The organism is Marinobacter sp. NSM (assembly GCF_052380025.1).
GTDB lineage: Bacteria > Pseudomonadota > Gammaproteobacteria > Pseudomonadales > Oleiphilaceae > Marinobacter.
In genome coordinates this window covers 672,232-687,031 of the sequence record NZ_JBQTCK010000002.1, presented here as the reverse complement: position 1 = coordinate 687,031, position 14,800 = coordinate 672,232, and the positions used below count along the sequence as shown (strand labels likewise).

General features: G+C 59.8%; 15 protein-coding genes. 9 read left to right on the top strand and 6 right to left on the bottom strand.

The window, feature by feature from the left end; translation table 11 throughout:
* The first annotated feature begins 1 nt into the window (after window position 1).
* Window positions 2-331: a Na+/H+ antiporter subunit G gene (locus ACTZWX_RS07230; RefSeq protein ID WP_072678092.1), complete on the top strand. Its 330-nt coding sequence runs from the start codon at window positions 2-4 to the stop codon at window positions 329-331.
* Here ACTZWX_RS07230 and ACTZWX_RS07225 read toward each other — a convergent pair.
* A complete protein-coding gene (locus ACTZWX_RS07225; protein WP_444713336.1) occupies window positions 328-756 on the bottom strand; it encodes a thioesterase family protein in 429 nt (142 codons plus the stop codon). The genes ACTZWX_RS07230 and ACTZWX_RS07225 overlap by 4 nt on opposite strands.
* Before the next feature lie 288 nt (window positions 757-1,044).
* Here ACTZWX_RS07225 and ACTZWX_RS07220 point away from each other — a divergent pair, with 288 nt between their 5' ends.
* Window positions 1,045-2,673 carry an MBL fold metallo-hydrolase gene (locus tag ACTZWX_RS07220; RefSeq protein WP_444713335.1) on the top strand — a complete coding sequence of 543 codons (1,629 nt, stop codon included), beginning with the start codon at window positions 1,045-1,047 and terminating at the stop codon, window positions 2,671-2,673.
* A gap of 13 nt (window positions 2,674-2,686) precedes the next feature.
* On the opposite strand, the gene ACTZWX_RS07215 is transcribed toward ACTZWX_RS07220, so the two are convergent.
* Window positions 2,687-2,845, bottom strand: a complete 159-nt coding sequence (locus tag ACTZWX_RS07215; RefSeq protein ID WP_068351496.1) for a YqaE/Pmp3 family membrane protein — start codon at window positions 2,843-2,845, stop codon at window positions 2,687-2,689.
* A gap of 191 nt (window positions 2,846-3,036) precedes the next feature.
* Here ACTZWX_RS07215 and ACTZWX_RS07210 point away from each other — a divergent pair, with 191 nt between their 5' ends.
* Genes ACTZWX_RS07210 through ACTZWX_RS07200 form a run of 3 tightly spaced genes read left to right on the top strand, consistent with a single transcriptional unit; the run spans window position 3,037 to window position 5,994 of the window.
* Window positions 3,037-4,455 carry a succinylglutamate desuccinylase/aspartoacylase family protein gene (locus ACTZWX_RS07210; RefSeq protein ID WP_444713334.1) on the top strand — a complete coding sequence of 473 codons (1,419 nt, stop codon included), beginning with the start codon at window positions 3,037-3,039 and terminating at the stop codon, window positions 4,453-4,455.
* Window positions 4,456-4,501: 46 nt separating this feature from the next.
* Window positions 4,502-5,470 (top strand): DMT family transporter, encoded by a 969-nt coding sequence (locus ACTZWX_RS07205; RefSeq protein WP_444713333.1) that lies wholly within the window; start codon window positions 4,502-4,504, stop codon window positions 5,468-5,470.
* Window positions 5,467-5,994 carry a carbohydrate-binding protein gene (locus ACTZWX_RS07200; protein WP_444713332.1) on the top strand — a complete coding sequence of 176 codons (528 nt, stop codon included), beginning with the start codon at window positions 5,467-5,469 and terminating at the stop codon, window positions 5,992-5,994. Before ACTZWX_RS07205 ends, ACTZWX_RS07200 begins: the two co-directional genes overlap by 4 nt.
* Here the strand turns inward: ACTZWX_RS07200 and ACTZWX_RS07195 are convergent.
* Window positions 5,989-7,170: a MalY/PatB family protein gene (locus tag ACTZWX_RS07195; RefSeq protein WP_444713331.1), complete on the bottom strand. Its 1,182-nt coding sequence runs from the start codon at window positions 7,168-7,170 to the stop codon at window positions 5,989-5,991. The genes ACTZWX_RS07200 and ACTZWX_RS07195 overlap by 6 nt on opposite strands.
* A gap of 209 nt (window positions 7,171-7,379) precedes the next feature.
* Here ACTZWX_RS07195 and ACTZWX_RS07190 point away from each other — a divergent pair, with 209 nt between their 5' ends.
* Both ACTZWX_RS07190 and ACTZWX_RS07185 read left to right on the top strand, forming a co-directional pair.
* Window positions 7,380-8,267 carry an AEC family transporter gene (locus ACTZWX_RS07190; protein WP_444713330.1) on the top strand — a complete coding sequence of 296 codons (888 nt, stop codon included), beginning with the start codon at window positions 7,380-7,382 and terminating at the stop codon, window positions 8,265-8,267.
* A 32-nt stretch (window positions 8,268-8,299) separates the two neighbouring features.
* The gene (locus ACTZWX_RS07185; protein ID WP_444713329.1) at window positions 8,300-9,190 is read left to right on the top strand and encodes a prenyltransferase; all 891 of its coding nucleotides are present in this window, start codon (window positions 8,300-8,302) and stop codon (window positions 9,188-9,190) included.
* Here ACTZWX_RS07185 and ACTZWX_RS07180 read toward each other — a convergent pair.
* Window positions 9,180-9,524, bottom strand: a complete 345-nt coding sequence (locus tag ACTZWX_RS07180) for a hypothetical protein (protein ID WP_444713328.1) — start codon at window positions 9,522-9,524, stop codon at window positions 9,180-9,182. The genes ACTZWX_RS07185 and ACTZWX_RS07180 overlap by 11 nt on opposite strands.
* A 210-nt stretch (window positions 9,525-9,734) precedes the next feature.
* Here ACTZWX_RS07180 and ACTZWX_RS07175 point away from each other — a divergent pair, with 210 nt between their 5' ends.
* On the top strand, window positions 9,735-12,236 hold the full coding sequence (locus tag ACTZWX_RS07175; RefSeq protein ID WP_444713327.1) for an acyl-CoA dehydrogenase: 2,502 nt from the start codon (window positions 9,735-9,737) through the stop codon (window positions 12,234-12,236).
* Window positions 12,237-12,253: 17 nt separating this feature from the next.
* Here the strand turns inward: ACTZWX_RS07175 and ACTZWX_RS07170 are convergent, their stop codons facing one another.
* Window positions 12,254-13,201, bottom strand: coding sequence for a LysR family transcriptional regulator (locus ACTZWX_RS07170; protein WP_444713326.1), 948 nt, complete (start codon window positions 13,199-13,201; stop codon window positions 12,254-12,256).
* A 248-nt stretch (window positions 13,202-13,449) separates the two neighbouring features.
* On the opposite strand from ACTZWX_RS07170, the gene ACTZWX_RS07165 reads away from it, so the two are divergent.
* A complete protein-coding gene (locus tag ACTZWX_RS07165; RefSeq protein ID WP_444713325.1) occupies window positions 13,450-14,379 on the top strand; it encodes a DMT family transporter in 930 nt (309 codons plus the stop codon).
* Here ACTZWX_RS07165 and ACTZWX_RS07160 read toward each other — a convergent pair.
* Window positions 14,357-14,767, bottom strand: a complete 411-nt coding sequence (locus ACTZWX_RS07160) for a hypothetical protein (RefSeq protein ID WP_444713324.1) — start codon at window positions 14,765-14,767, stop codon at window positions 14,357-14,359. The two genes, ACTZWX_RS07165 and ACTZWX_RS07160, sit on opposite strands and share 23 nt — an antisense overlap.
* Between the last annotated feature and the right edge of the window lie 33 nt (window positions 14,768-14,800).

Here is a 14,800-nt window from a genome sequence, read left to right as displayed (position 1 = left end):
CATGCCGTTCGTTCTTGAATTGGTGATTTCGCTGTTCCTGGTGGCCGGCGCCTTGTTTGCGCTGATTGGCTCTGTTGGCCTGGCCCGCTTGCGGGATTTCTTTATGCGGCTGCATGGGCCCACCAAGGCCAGCACCCTTGGACTGGGCTGTTTGCTGATCGGCTCGTTGCTGTTTTTCAGTTTCCAGCGCGGCGCGCTTTCTGTGCATGAGGCGATTGTGACCGTTTTCCTGTTTGTGACTGCGCCAGTCAGCGCCCATATGATGGCGAAGGCCGCCCTGTTCCGGGGTGTGGATAAGGGCGGCCCAAGCCGGAATTACCCGGACCGTTAGCCGGCAAACCTGGACCGGAAGCTCTCGGGCATGGGGGTGACTTCCCGGGTTTTGTAGTTGAAGAATACGAAGCCGTACTTGGCCATAGCCACCGATTGGCCGGTGTCGGCTTTGGTAACCCGGAACACGAAATCGCCGCCGTATTTGTTGAAATCCATCAGGCCCACTTCGAAGCGGAGCATGTCCGGGTAGAAGGATTCGCCCTGGTACATGGTGGCCAGGTCGGTGACGATAATGCCAGTGCCGTTCTGGTCGGCTTCTTCGATGCCGTGTTCGACCAGGAATTGGGCGCGGGCCTCGGAGAGCATGGAGATCAGGGCGTCGTTGCCGAGGTGGTTGGCGCCGTTGATGTCGGTGATTCTGACGGGCATTCGGGTTTCGAAGCTGAAGGCGTTGTCCGGGAATTCGAGTTTGATTCTTGCCACGGGGGTGTCCTGATCGAGTTCAAGTTTGGTCTGGGCCGGATGATACGCTTTCAGTTGTGACTTCTCATCTTGTGTTGCTATCGGGTATCTTGCTTCTAGTTCCTGCGCTTTTTGTTTCGGAGTAAGCGGCGCTTGGGGCTGGGCTTTCCAGAACACGCTCCTTCGGCACATCCTTGTGACGCTTGGGCTCCGCCATCCATGGCTCCGCACAGTTCTGGAAAGCCCAGCCCCAAGCCCCGCCCAGACTTCCTGCGTGCACCCAATAAAACGTCATAATAAGAGTTACTTATGGATATTCGCCCGGCTGCCACTCTGGTTCTTACCCGCGATACCGAAAACGGCATTGAAGTGCTTCTGCTGCAACGCACCTGGGAGGCCATTTTCCTGCCCGGTTACTATGTGTTCCCCGGCGGAGCGGTGAACGAGCAGGAGTCGGAGGCGCAGCCGCACGCCGTGGGTGTTGAAGACGGGGATATCAGTCAGACCATGAGTCTGGACGAAGGCGGTGCCGACTATATGCTGGCTGCAGTACGGGAATGCTTTGAGGAGGCGGGGATTCTGGTGGCTCAGGACGGCAGCGGTCAGCTCATCAGGGCGGATCATCCGGTTCTTGGTGAGCGTGAAGCATTGTTCCGGGATGAGGTGTCGCTGGCGCAGTTGTGTGAGAAGCATGGGCTGGTGGTGCCCCTGGATCGGTTGGCGTATTTGAGCCATTGGGTGACGCCGCCGGGGCCGCCTCGGCGGTTTGATACGCGGTTTTTTGTGGCAGTGGCGCCGGAAGGCCAGGTGGCCGGGCACGATGGTCAGGAGACGATTGATCATGTGTGGATTTCACCGGCGCAGGCGTTGGAGGAGCATCGGGCGGGGCAGCGGTTGTTGGGGTTGCCGACGATCCGTACCTTGCGGGTGTTGTGTGATTTCAGTTCCACCGCCGAGTTGATGCGCTATGCCCACGCCAATCCGCCGGAGGCGTTCCCGACCGATCCCTGGCCGGCGCTTCGCAAGGGTAAGCCGGTGATGCTGGAACCCAACGCGCCGGCTTACGATGAGGCAGTGAAGCTGGACCCGGAGGGGGAAGGCACTACCTGGGCGGAAATCGTGCCGGGGCAACCAGTGGAGGTGGCAGCCGGTGTGATGCGGTTGACGGCCCCGAACCCGGGGATGATGACCGGGCCGGGCACGAATACCTATATTCTGGGCTTTGAGCGGTTTACGGTGATTGATCCCGGGCCGGCCAATGACGCCCATATTGACGCGATCCTGGACGTAACCGGCGGGGTAGTGGATCAGGTGCTGGTGACCCATACCCACCTGGACCACTCACCGGCAGTGTCGGTGCTGAAGGAGCGAACGGGATGCCGGGTGTTTGGCTGGCCGGCCCCGGAAGGCGCCGGGCAGGACAAGTCCTTCAAGGCGGACGATGAGCCGGAGCATGGCGACCTGATTGTCAGTGAAGCGGGCATCCTGAAGGTGATCCACACACCCGGACACGCCTCGAACCATCTGTGTTACCTGCTGACGGACCAGGAGCTGCTGTTCTCAGGCGATCACATCATGCAGGGGTCGACGGTGGTGATTAATCCGCCGGACGGCGACATGAAGGCCTATGTGGAATCCCTGTACGAGCTATTGGAGGAGCCTGTGCGCTTTATCGCGCCCGCCCACGGCTTTCTGATGGGGCAACCGGAGGCGGTGATTGATTACCTGATCACCCATCGGTTATCGCGGGAGCACAAGATCTTCCGGGCACTGGAAGCCCTGGCACCGGTTTCGCTGAAAGACCTTACTGCGAAAGCCTACGACGACGTGCCCGCGGCCATCCATGGACTGGCTGCGCGATCAGCCCTGGCGCACCTCCTCAAACTTGAGGCGGAACACCGGGCCTATCAGTCAGACAACCTCTGGCATACTCACTAAGCCGGATACCGGGCTACTTCTTGGCGATGATCCACACCGCGTGCACGATGCCAGGAATGTAGCCCAGGATGGTCAACAGTATGTTGATCCAGAAATGCTTGCCCAGCCCCACCTGTAAAAAAACACCTAATGGCGGTAACAGAATCGCAACCAGAATTCGCAAAAGGTCCATTTAGTTCTATCCTCGTGGCACGTATAACAGTCATATCTCTGAAAGATAGCAGTGTTATTACATTCAACCACATCGGGCCATTACAGATGGGCCCGTGATCATGAAAGTGGCATTAAACCTCTGTCACAGCGGTATTCATGAACCATACAGGGCCCTATCCTTGGGGCCACTGGACAGGTACTCGAGGACTTATGCTGTTTCAAAGGCCCAGACACTCCACAATCCGACATTTTCCGATCTGGCTTTTCGCTGCCACCCTGCCAATGGTCACCTTGGCCGACACCAACGATTCGTCTGTGCTGGTGGCCCAACTCGCAGAGGATGAAAACGTTGAGGATGTGGTGCGCTCTGAACCCCGCCGCAGTCCAGGCGAAGATAGCGACGCCAGCGACGACGAACAGGAACCATCGGCGCCAGACACCGACCAGCAGACACAAAAGGTCAACACCGTGGTGGTGCCCGTTACCCGCAAGATTGCCCCCAATATCGACCTGAAAGAGGTGGCCCCGCTGCCGGAACCCGAGCCGGAACCGGAAACCCTGCCGGGGGCGGAACTGTCTGCAGAGGAACTTCAGGTAGTTCAGGATACTGCACAAGGGGAAACGTCTGCCCCTGAAGACGAGGCCGACGCGCCGGTAGAACCCCGGCCGGCCGAAAGTTTCACCCTGCTTGGCAAGGAAGTGCTGCCCGGCACCTCGACGCGGCTGGCCTGGTCCCCCCAGATCCAGATTGCCGGCCTGTCACAAATTACCCCTGTTCTGGTGGTCAACGGCGTGAATGCTGGGCCAACCCTGTGCCTGACTGGCGCCTTACATGGCGATGAGCTTAACGGCATCGAGATTATTCGCCGCACCATGTACGACCTGAACCCCGAGAAGCTCAGCGGTCGGGTGATCGGTGTGCCGATCGTCAATCTCACCGGCTTCCAGCAGGGCAGCCGGTACCTGCCGGACCGTCGGGATCTGAACCGCTTTTTCCCGGGCCGCAAGGACGGCAACCTTGCCGACCGGGTGGCCTACTCGTTGTTTGAGAATGTTATTCGGCACTGCGACATGCTGGTGGACATTCACACCGGTTCCCTCAAGCGCACCAACCTGCCCCAGCTGCGGGCCGACATGAACAATCCAGACGTGGCGGAATTCACCCGTGGGTTTGACCGCATGGCGGTGGTGCACAGCTCCGGCTCCCCGGGCATGCTGCGCACGGCAGCCGTGCAGGCAGGTATCCGTGCCGTGACCATGGAAGCCGGGGAGTCGTTGCGGATTCAGGAACATCAGATTGAAGCCGGGGTGAACAGCCTGAATAGCCTGCTGGAAAAACACAGCATGATTTCAAGGATGTTTGTCTGGGGCGATCCGGAACCGGTCTATTACAATTCCACCTGGGTGCGCGCCGAGCATGGCGGCATTCTGTTCAGCGAAATTGATCTGGGTGCCAACGTATCCGAAGGCGAGGTACTAGGTTATGTGGCGGACCCAATTACCAATGAGCAACACCCGATACGTTCCACCTCCAACGGCCGGATCATCGGCATGGCGGTGGATCAGGTGGTGATGGCCGGCTTTGCCGCCTACCACATTGGTACGGAGGCAGAAGTGCCGGGAGAGTAGTATGCTAGGGGTTTTACTCGACAGCATCTGATCCACAGGAGCCCATTTGTCTTCGGAAAACTCCGGCATTGTGTCCCGAATTCCCGGCCTGGCCTATGTGGGCCTGGTGCTTACACCGCTGTTCTGGGCCGGCAATGCCGTGGTGGCTCGGGGCACGGTTGAGCATATACCGCCCCTGTCCATGTCATTCTGGCGTTGGGTGATTGCCCTCGCCATCCTGATGCCCTTCGGGCTTCCAGGCATGTGGCATCATCGCCGGGTCATCCGCGCACGCCTCGGTTCCATGCTGGCGCTGGCCACCTTCAGTGTGGCGGCGTTCAACTCGCTGCTGTACTACGCCGCCATCACCACCACCGCCACCAACATTGCCCTGATTAACGCCACCATCCCCATTTTCGTGGCCCTGCTGGCGTGGATTCTTCTGGGCGACCGCACCCGGCCGGTGCAGGCCCTGGGCATCGCCCTGGCCATCGCCGGCATTCTGACCGTGGTGGCCCGAGGCGAGCTCTCGGTTCTGACCGGCCTTCAAGCCCAGCCAGGCGACCTGATTATGGTGGCGGCTGTATTCAGCTGGGGTCTGTTCTCGGTTTTGCTCAGGCGGCAGGCGGTGCCGTTACCGGCCCTCACTTTCCTGTCCACCCAAATTCTTCTGGGCACGCTGGTGATCCTGCCGTTTTACCTGATGGAGTTGTTTTTCTTTGCCGGCGGCTTCGATCTGACCCGAAATACGGCCATGCCGCTACTGTATTTCGCCATATTCCCCGGTATCCTTGCCTACGCATTTTGGAATCACGGCGTGCATGCAATCGGCCCGGCCAGGGCCGCCATATTCATGTACCTGACACCGGTATTCGCATCGATACTTGCCGGCATGTTTCTGGGTGAGTCGCTCGGCGTATTTCATCTGATAGGGGGCCTGCTGATTCTCGCGGGCCTGGTACTGGCCACGCAAACCGGGCGCCGACATGCTACGTACCCACTTCAGAGTCAGGAACAAAACGGGAGAAACACATGATGAATGCCACCACCAGCATCAGGCGAACTCGTATCATTTATGGTCTGTTGTTGATGATCTTGGCGCTCGGCATGCCTGCATTGGCGTCTGCCGAGGCCTGTGATCCGGAAGACCATGAATGGGTGCCCAGCCGCTATTACCCGGCGGGGTCTGTGGTGTTTCACAACGACAACTGGTACGAGTCCCGTGAAATCCATGAAGGTATGGAACCTGGCATCACCTTCGACTGGAAACGCCTGCACTCAGTACCCGATTGCGGCGGCGACAACCCACCGCCGCAACCTATAGAGCCATCTGACGTGGAAGAAGGCGTTACCCAGACGGACAGCGACACGGAGTACTGCGAGCGCCCGGAACAATGGCTGTTTGCTGAGAGTTATTCGGTCGGCAGCCAGGTGAGCCATGGCGGCAAGATCTGGGAAGCCATCCGGGATACCAAGGGCGACATGCCGGGTATCAAGGAGCCACCGCACTGGAAGCTGGTAGAAGACCACTGCGCCATCCAGTCGCAACCGGCGTTATAAGCCAGCCAGCGCTGCCTCGATCCGGACAATGACCTGTTCCAACACGGATCGGGGGCAGCCGATGTTCAGTCGCATGAAGCCACTGCCTGGTTGCCCAAAGGACAACCCCGGGTTCATGCCCACGCCGGCGTCCTGCACGAAAAATCGTTTTAGGCCAGCATCATCCAACCCCAGGCTGCGGCAGTCGAGCCACATCAGATACGTACCTTCCGGCGCAGCCACCTCAATACCCGGCAATCGCTGTGACACCGCGTTGGCCACAAAATCCCGATTGGCCTGCAGATAGCTAATCAGTTCATCCAGCCAGCCGGCACCATGACGATAGCCCGCTTCAAAACCGGCAATGCTGAACGGGTTGCACTGGGGCAGGTGCATGGACTCAAACACCGCTTTCATAGCCTTGCGCCGTTCCGGGTCTGCAATCACCAGAGCAGACAGACCAAGACCCGGCATGTTGAAGCTCTTGCTCGGAGCCACCGCCGTGACCAGCGCATCGTCTTTTCCGGTCAATCTGCCCAGGACGGTATGTGGAGTAGCATCCGAATAAGTCAGATCGCAATGTATCTCGTCTGAGAGCACCACCAGGTTGTGGCGCCGGGCAACTGCAAGAAGCTCGTTCAGCTCCGCTTCCTTCCAGACCCGGCCGACCGGATTGTGGGGGGAACACAACAACAGCACCCTGGCGTCCGGCCGGGCAGCGCATTGCTCGAGATGCTCCAGATCCATCCGGTACTGCCCGGTCTGAGAGTCTTGAACCAACGGGCTTTCGATCACTTCACGACCGCTCTGACGTACTGAGCTGAAGAAAGGCGGATACACCGGCGGCTGGATAATTACACCCTCGCCGGGTTCGGCATAGGCCATGCAGGCGGCGTTCAGGGATGGCACCACCCCCGGCGCCATCAGTATCCACTCCCGGCGAATGTGCCAGTCATGGCGCTCCGCAAACCAGTCGATCATTGCCTGGTACAGGCTGTCAGGAAACAGGGTATAGCCGTAAACCGGGTGCTGTGCCCGCTCTGTCAGAGCGCGGGTGACCGCCTCGGGTGCGGCAAAGTCCATATCCGCCACCCACACGGGAATGACATCGTCCCGGCCAAACACCGCCTGGCGGGCATCAAATTTGACCGCGCAGGTATTTTCACGGCAAACAGGCTGATCAAACGCACTGGCCACAAACGAACTCCCCGACAGGTTGAAAGGCTACCGAAAGCTATTGTGGTGGCCCGGGCCAGCCACCGCAACCAACAGTGACCGTTGGCATGGCTGGCGTCTCCCGCTTTGGTCGAACCCCGGCAATTTTTGCTTGCCGAAACCGCCCGATACTTGCGAACCTAACCGTTTATTGACGGTTGTCGTCCCGAACGTTTGTCGGAGCTCTCCCCATGATCGGCCAGATCCTAGCTACCATGCTGCCGGTGTTCCTGATTGCAGGCTGTGGCGCCCTGTATGGCCGCTACCGCACGCCAGACATTCAGGGCCTGAATGTTCTGAACATGGAACTGTTCGTGCCCATGCTGGTGTTTGCCGTACTGGCCGACCAGCAGGCGCCCCTGCAGGACTACGGCTGGCTGGCCCTGGCGGCAACGGTGGTGGTGCTAGGCTCCGGCATCCTGCTGTACCCGGTTGCACGGGTGCTGAATCTGAACCTGAAAACCTTCCTGCCACCGATGATGTTCAACAATTCCGGCAACATGGGGATTCCGCTGCTGGTACTGGCGTTCGGCGAGGCGGCCCTGCCGGCCGCGATCGTGCTGTTCATCGTCGAGATGCTGCTGCACTTTTCGGTTGGCCTGTACATGCTGGACCCTCACACCTCAATCATCCGGCGATTACGGCTACCGATCGTGTTCGCCAGTATTGCCGGGCTAACGGTTAACTTCAGCGGCGTTGCCCTGCCCGGCTGGCTGCTGGAAACGCTGAACATGCTGGGTGGTGTGTGCATCCCGCTGATGCTGTTTGCCCTGGGGGTACGGATGCTGGATGTGGACTTCCGGGACTGGAAACTGGGGCTGATTGGCGCTATTACCTGCCCGGTAAGCGGTTTGCTCCTGGCCTGGCCAATGATTGCCCTGCTTGACCTGCCGGGGTTACAGGTGGCCTGCCTGTGGGTCTTTGCGGCCCTCCCGCCTGCCGTGCTGAACTACATGGTAGCGGAACAGTATCAGCAGGAACCCCATGCGGTGGCATCGCTGGTATTATTGAGCAACCTGGGTAGTTTGGTGGTCATGCCCATTGTGCTGGGCCTCGTGTTTTCCGCCGGCTACATCTGAACGGCTCACCACTCCACATGGATGAATAACCGATGTCTGAAACGGTTGCGGTAGTGCGCGCTGCCCGCCCGAACTTTCTCCTGCTGGCACCACTGTGCGTGGGGCTGGGCCTGGCCGTTGCCTGGCAACAGGGCCAGCCTCCGGCACTGATCGACACCCTACTGGTGTTTGTGGGTGCCTTGCTGGCCCATGCAGCGGTCAACCTGCTCAATGAGTATGACGATTTCCAGTCCGGGCTGGACCTGATCACCCGGCGTACCCCTTTCTCCGGAGGCAGTGGCGCACTGCCCGAAGTCCCCTCCGCAGCGCGGCGGGTATTGTGGGCAGGGCTCGGCACCCTGGGGTTGGTGGTCGCCATCGGCGTGTATTTCCTGTGGCTTCGAGGTTTGCCCATGTTCGTTCTGGGTGCCGCCGGGGTGGTACTGGTGCTTACCTACACCCGCTGGATAACCCGTTCGCCGCTGTTATGCCTTTTAGCACCGGGCGTTGGCTTTGGCCCGGTGATGGTACTGGGCACCCTGGTGGCTCTGGGTGCCCAGCTGGACGCTGCCGCCCTGATCTGCGCGGCCGTCACCCTGCTGCTGGTCAGCGAGCTGCTGTTAATCAACCAGATCCCGGACGCGAATGCCGACCGGCAGGTTGGCCGCCGGCATCTGGTTATCACGCTCGGGCCGGAAACCGCCAGTAAGGTGGTGGCAGGCCTGCTTGCCGGCAGCTATCTGCTGGTTTTAAGCGGCATCCTGACCGGTATTTTACCGCCCCCCACACTGATCGCCCTGTTGCCGATGCCGGTTGCCCTCTGGATCAGCGTGCGCTTACCTTACAGCCTGAATAACACAGGCGAACTTAACCGCCTGCTTGGTGCCAATGTGGCCACCCTGCTGTCTACCCTGGCGTTACTGATGGCCGGGCTCAGCCTTTGAACCGGAACACGCTGACCCTAGAGCGCAGCTGGCCCGCCAGTACAGCAAGATCCCGGCTGGCACCGGCCACCTGATCCGATCCGGCGGACGTTTCGATGGTGGCGTCGTGAATTCTCGCGATTTTACGGTTCACTTCTTCCGCCACTGAGCTCTGTTCTTCCGCGGCACTGGCGATCTGGGCATTCATGTCGTTGATCGACGCCACTTCTTCCTGAAACCGCCCCAGGGATGTTTCGGCTTCGGCGGTCTTTTCTACCATCACGCGGGCCAGCTCCCGGCTCCGCTCCATTTCACCGGAAGCCTCACCGGTGCCCGCCTGCAACCGGCCAATCATGTCCTGAATTTCCCGGGTTATTGGTTAAGTGGAGAGACTTAAGATTGACAAAATGAATGGCCTTATTACTTTTGCAAGATTTTGTAAATTATTTCACAACCTGTTAACGCCTCCTCTACTGAACCGCCCGTTTTGCTTGCAACTGTCTGGACTTTGGCCGATGGTTAGAGGTAAATCTGCCTGTTTTGGTAATGATATGGAGGTCTGCCCATGAGCGTTCTGTTTCTTGTTATCAGTGCCCTGGTGCTGATCTATTTCAGCATCGGAGGCAAAACCGCCGCGATTGTGATGTCGGTTGCCACCCTTGTAGGGGTCGCCAATGACGGCTGGCACATCCTCAGCTTTCTGATTGGCGGTGTGTTGCTGGCACTGGCATTGCTGATCACCCTCCCCGGAGACCTGCGCCTGGACAAGTTCAGCCGGCCCTTGCTGGGTTGGGTACGCAGCCGTCTGCCCAAGCTCTCACCAACAGAACAGGAAGCGCTGAATTCAGGCTCCGTTGACTGGGATGGAGAACTATTTTCCGGCAAACCGGAATGGAACAAGTTGCTGGACGCCGCACCGGCCCACCTGACCAGCGAGGAGCAGGCGTTTCTCGACGGTCCGGTGGAGGAACTGTGCAAGATGCTGGATGACTGGCAGATCACCCACGAACACTACGACCTGCCGGACAAAGTTTGGAAGTTCATCCGTGACAAGGGCTTCTTTGGCCTGGTCATTCCCAAGGAAGACGGCGGCCTGGGCTTCTCCAACACCGCCCACTCCGAAATCGTGATGAAGATCTCCACCCGAAGCGTGTCTGCGGCGGTGACCGTGATGGTGCCCAACTCCCTGGGTCCGGGTGAGCTGCTGATGCACTACGGCACCGACGACCAGAAGCAACATTACTTGCCGCGCCTGGCCAAAGGTAAGGAGATTCCCTGTTTTGCCCTGACCTCTCCGGTAGCCGGCTCCGACGCCGGTGCCATTCCGGACAAAGGCATCGTCTGCAAAGGCGAATGGGACGGCAAGGAAGTGCTCGGCCTGAAGGTCACCTGGAACAAGCGCTATATCACACTGGCCCCGGTGGCTACGCTGATTGGCCTGGCCATCAAGGTCTATGATCCGGACAAACTGCTGGGCGGCAACGACGACATAGGCGTCACCTGTGTGTTGGTGCCGCGGGATACCGACGGCGTGAATGCCGGCGCCCGCCACCTGCCGATGAACACCGTGTTCATGAACGGCCCAACCTGGGGTACCGAGGTATTCATCCCCATGGAGCAGGTGATCGGCGGCCAGGACATGCTGGGCAAAGGCTGGAAAATGCTGCTGGAGTGCCTGTCTATCGGCCGCTCCATCTCCCTGCCGGCTCTCGGCACCGGCGCAGGCAAACTGGCCAGCCTGGCCACCGGCTCCTACGCCTATACCCGGGAACAGTTCGGCCGCACCATCAGCCAGTTTGAAGGCGTTCAGGAAGCCCTGGAGCCCATCGCCGGCTACACCTACATGATGGACGCCGCCCGCCTGCTGACCGCCGGCATGCTGGACCGGGGCGTACGGCCTTCCGTGCCATCCGCCGTACTGAAGTACCGCAATACCGACCTGATGCGGGAGGTGATCAACCACGCCATGGATGTAGTCGCTGGCCGGGGCGTGATCACCGGCCCCCGCAACTTCCTGGCCCGGGCCTACCAGGCAGTGCCCATCGGCATTACAGTGGAAGGCGCCAACATCCTGACCCGCAGCCTGATGATCTTCGGCCAGGGCGCCATTCGCTGCCATCCGTTTATCGTGGAAGAAATCGAAGCCGCGGGCATGGAAGATGAAGACAAAGCAGCAAAACAATTCGATGGCATCTTCTACCGCCACCTAGCCCACACCACCCGCAATGCCCTGCGGGCGTTCGTACTCGGCCTGAGCAAGGGCTGGCTGGAAACCGCGCCACGCCAGGGCGACATCCAGAAATACTACCGCCAGCTGGGCCGATTCTCCGCTGCCTTCGCATTAATGACCGACGTCACCCTGCTGACCGTCGGCGGCGGCCTGAAAGCCCGCCAGCGCTTGTCTGGCCGCATGGCCGACTGCCTGGTCCAGCTCTATTACGCCACCGCCGTAATCAAGCAATGGCATGAGGAAGGCTACCCGGACGACCAGCGAGACCTGGTGGAATGGTGCCTGCAAACCTGCCTGCACGACCTGCAGGATTCCATGCGCGATGCCATCATCAACTTCCCGGTCCCGGCCCTGCGCTGGCCGCTGCGTTTGCTGGTGTTCCCCCTCGGCGCCACCGGCCTGAACGGCCCGGACGACAAGCTGGGCGCGAAAGTGGCCGCGACCATCGTGAACGACACCCCGGTGCGCCAACGCATCAGCCGCGGCACCTTTATCAACATGGATCCCGACGACCCGCTGGGCCGCGTACTGAATGCCTATAACCTGGCCAACGAAACCGCCGAGATGCGCCAGCGCCTGCACGAAGCCATCCGCACCCGTGACGAAGACGAGCTGGACGGCATCGCCCTGCTGATGGGCCACCAACGCAAGGAACTGGTGGACTGGGCCTGCGCCCAGGGCATCATCAAGGCGGACGAGTGCCCGAAAATGGAAGAAGCGCTCACAGCCCTGTATGACGTTATCCGGGTAGATGCCTTCGACGCCGATGGCCTGAAAGCCCTGGCCAAGGGCGCCAAAGGCAAACGCAAAGTCGTCGAACGACCCTCGAAAGACTGATCATCATTGAGGGGCGATTACTCGCCCCTCAATCCTCCACGAATCGCCTCATCCACCAACCACCGCCGCAACGTTTGAATCCCACGCTCCCGCCGGCGACTGGTCTTCCAGGCAAAGTAGAACTTGTCACCTGTCACCACCGAATGCGCGGGCAACCGAACAAAATCCGCCGAATCCTTGCGGGTACTGAGCATGTAGTCATTCGTCAACGCGATGCCCTGATGAAAGCGCGCCGCCTCCAGCGACAACAGCATATGGCTGGAATGCAGCAGCCGACTGGACGCAGGCAGCTTCATACCGGCCTCCTGAAACCAGGCCTCCCAGTCACCGCCCTGCCTGTCGTAAATACTGTGAGTCGACAGCAACGGAAACCGGGCCATCTGTTCCGGCTCTATCGGCTGCTCATCCCGCCGCTCTGGCTCCGTATCCCGCCCCAACTCCCGCCGTATACGCTGCCAATAATCCTGACTGCACACCGGGAACAACCGCTCCTCATACAGCAGATCGTAACTGTAGGCCCGCGAATCCCGGTGAATCGTAATAAAACAATCCGCCACCCGATCCGACAACACCGGATTCTCACTACTCATCTCCAGAGCCAGATCAATCTGCGGATGCAAACGCTGCAAATCCGGCAACCTCGGCGCCAGCCAGCGCACCGCAAACGAACTGAACACCGACAACCGCAACCGCGACTCCTCATGCCCCAACAGTTGCTCACTGGCCCGCTCGATCTGCAACAGTGCCGTACCAATCGCATCCAGATACTGCCGCCCCTCATCCGTCAGCGTCACCTTCCGTCCGGAACGCCAGAACAACCGCTCGCCCAGGTAGGTCTCCAGCTGTTTGATCTGGTGACTGACCGCACTCTGGGTGATCGACAGTTCCTCGGCAGCCGCCGAAAAGCTGTTAAGCCGGGCAGCGGCTTCGAATACAGGGAGGGCTTTGAGGGGCGGGAGTCTCATTGTGGCTCACTATCGAATTTTCTAATAGATGGGGAATATTGATCATTTTATCGGATAGTTAAGCACGCCTAGAATCCACTTCCAAGGTACGAGAGTGGGTAGGCGGTAGGGCTTCCGAAAATGCTTGTAGCCACGGATGGCGGAAAGCAAGCGTACATGGATGTACTCGCAGCGGTTTTCGGAAGCCCTACCGCCTACCCACTCCTGCACCAAACCAGCGGAATTCAGGTAGGAAAAGGAGCACCAACGTGTCAGGCAAAACCGTCAACAGCGCCATTCTGCTGCTGGTCATCGGCAACGCCATGGCCATCCTCTCCGATGTATTTATCAAAATGCTGGAACCCGGCGCCCCCGTCTTCCAGTTCGCCTTCCTGCGCTGCCTCCTGACCCTGGCCTTCCTGATCCCCCTGGCCCGCAAACTCGACCGCCAGAACCTCTTCGGCGGCCTGAAAATCCACGCCATCCGCGCCCACATCCACCTGGTCGGCATCGTCTGCATGGTAATCGCTCTCACCAACTTGCCGCTGGCCACCGCCAACGCCCTGTTTTACGCCGCCCCGATACTGGTGATGGTGCTCTCCGCCTTCTTTTTCCGGGAACAACTCACACCCCTGAGCGTCACCGCCGTCTTCAGTGGCTTTGCCGGCATCATCGTCATCCTGCGCCCGGTGGAATTCAACTGGGCCGTGATTGCGGCCTTGGGCTCTGCCTTTGCCCTGGCCATCAACGCCGTAATGGTGCGCCAGCTGCCCAAAGAGCAGACCACCGTCCACAAGCTGTTCCTGAACTACCTGCTGATTGTGCCGGCCGCAGCCGCCCTGGCGTTCTGGGAAGGCGCCGCCTGGAACCCGCAGATCCTGATCAGCGCTGCCGGTTCCGCCCTGTTCATCCTGGGGTACAACATCACGGTATTGCTGGCCTACCGGCAGGTGGATGCCAATCAGGTCACCAGCGCCGAATATACCGGGCTGATCTGGGCGGTTGCCATTGGCTGGATCTGGTTTGGCGAGGTGCCGGACCTGTGGTTCCTGGCCGGCAGTCTGATGATTGTGGTGCCGCTGGTACTGATCGGCCTGCGGCACCGGCGCCGCTCCCCGGCACGGGGCTTCAACCCCGCGACTCGGGAATCAACTTCGGAAAGACTGATTGCCGAACCTACCGGCGGGTCTGGTCAATAAGGATGTGTGTATCACGAATGATCCGGGCGGCCCGATACTCTGCCGGCATCCGGTCGTTGTACCCCAGGGATGACCGGTAGCCACTGTGATCATTGCGGTACTTCGGCTTGTAACGGTAATGGGAGTGCTTTTTGCCATAGTCCCGGCGGTCATACCGATGCTTGTGGCGATTATCCCGATAACGGTTGTCGCGGTGGCGATCATGGTACGACCGGCGGTGCTCGGCCCGCAGCATTTTCTTTTGATGCCCCGGTGGCAGCGCCTTGCCCCGATCCAAATGCTTCTGAATACCCGGCGGATGTCCGTGACCACGGTAGCCGTCTGCCTGGGCAATACCGGCAAAGCCCAGGGCGACAATCAGGGTACTGCTGATCAGAAATCGTTTCATAGTGACTCTCCCGTCCATACCGACTGGCACCAT

What these genes read in the sequence shown, in the direction of transcription:
- ACTZWX_RS07230 (WP_072678092.1), top strand. Translation starts at nt 2, where the DNA reads ATGCCGTTCGTTCTTGAATTGGTGATTTCGCTGTTCCTGGTGGCCGGC.
- ACTZWX_RS07220 (WP_444713335.1), top strand. Translation starts at nt 1,045, where the DNA reads ATGGATATTCGCCCGGCTGCCACTCTGGTTCTTACCCGCGATACCGAA.
- ACTZWX_RS07215 (WP_068351496.1), bottom strand. Translation starts at nt 2,845, where the DNA reads ATGGACCTTTTGCGAATTCTGGTTGCGATTCTGTTACCGCCATTAGGT.
- ACTZWX_RS07210 (WP_444713334.1), top strand. Translation starts at nt 3,037, where the DNA reads ATGCTGTTTCAAAGGCCCAGACACTCCACAATCCGACATTTTCCGATC.
- ACTZWX_RS07200 (WP_444713332.1), top strand. Translation starts at nt 5,467, where the DNA reads ATGATGAATGCCACCACCAGCATCAGGCGAACTCGTATCATTTATGGT.
- ACTZWX_RS07190 (WP_444713330.1), top strand. Translation starts at nt 7,380, where the DNA reads ATGATCGGCCAGATCCTAGCTACCATGCTGCCGGTGTTCCTGATTGCA.
- ACTZWX_RS07185 (WP_444713329.1), top strand. Translation starts at nt 8,300, where the DNA reads ATGTCTGAAACGGTTGCGGTAGTGCGCGCTGCCCGCCCGAACTTTCTC.
- ACTZWX_RS07180 (WP_444713328.1), bottom strand. Translation starts at nt 9,524, where the DNA reads ATGATTGGCCGGTTGCAGGCGGGCACCGGTGAGGCTTCCGGTGAAATG.
- ACTZWX_RS07175 (WP_444713327.1), top strand. Translation starts at nt 9,735, where the DNA reads ATGAGCGTTCTGTTTCTTGTTATCAGTGCCCTGGTGCTGATCTATTTC.
- ACTZWX_RS07170 (WP_444713326.1), bottom strand. Translation starts at nt 13,201, where the DNA reads ATGAGACTCCCGCCCCTCAAAGCCCTCCCTGTATTCGAAGCCGCTGCC.
- ACTZWX_RS07160 (WP_444713324.1), bottom strand. Translation starts at nt 14,767, where the DNA reads ATGAAACGATTTCTGATCAGCAGTACCCTGATTGTCGCCCTGGGCTTT.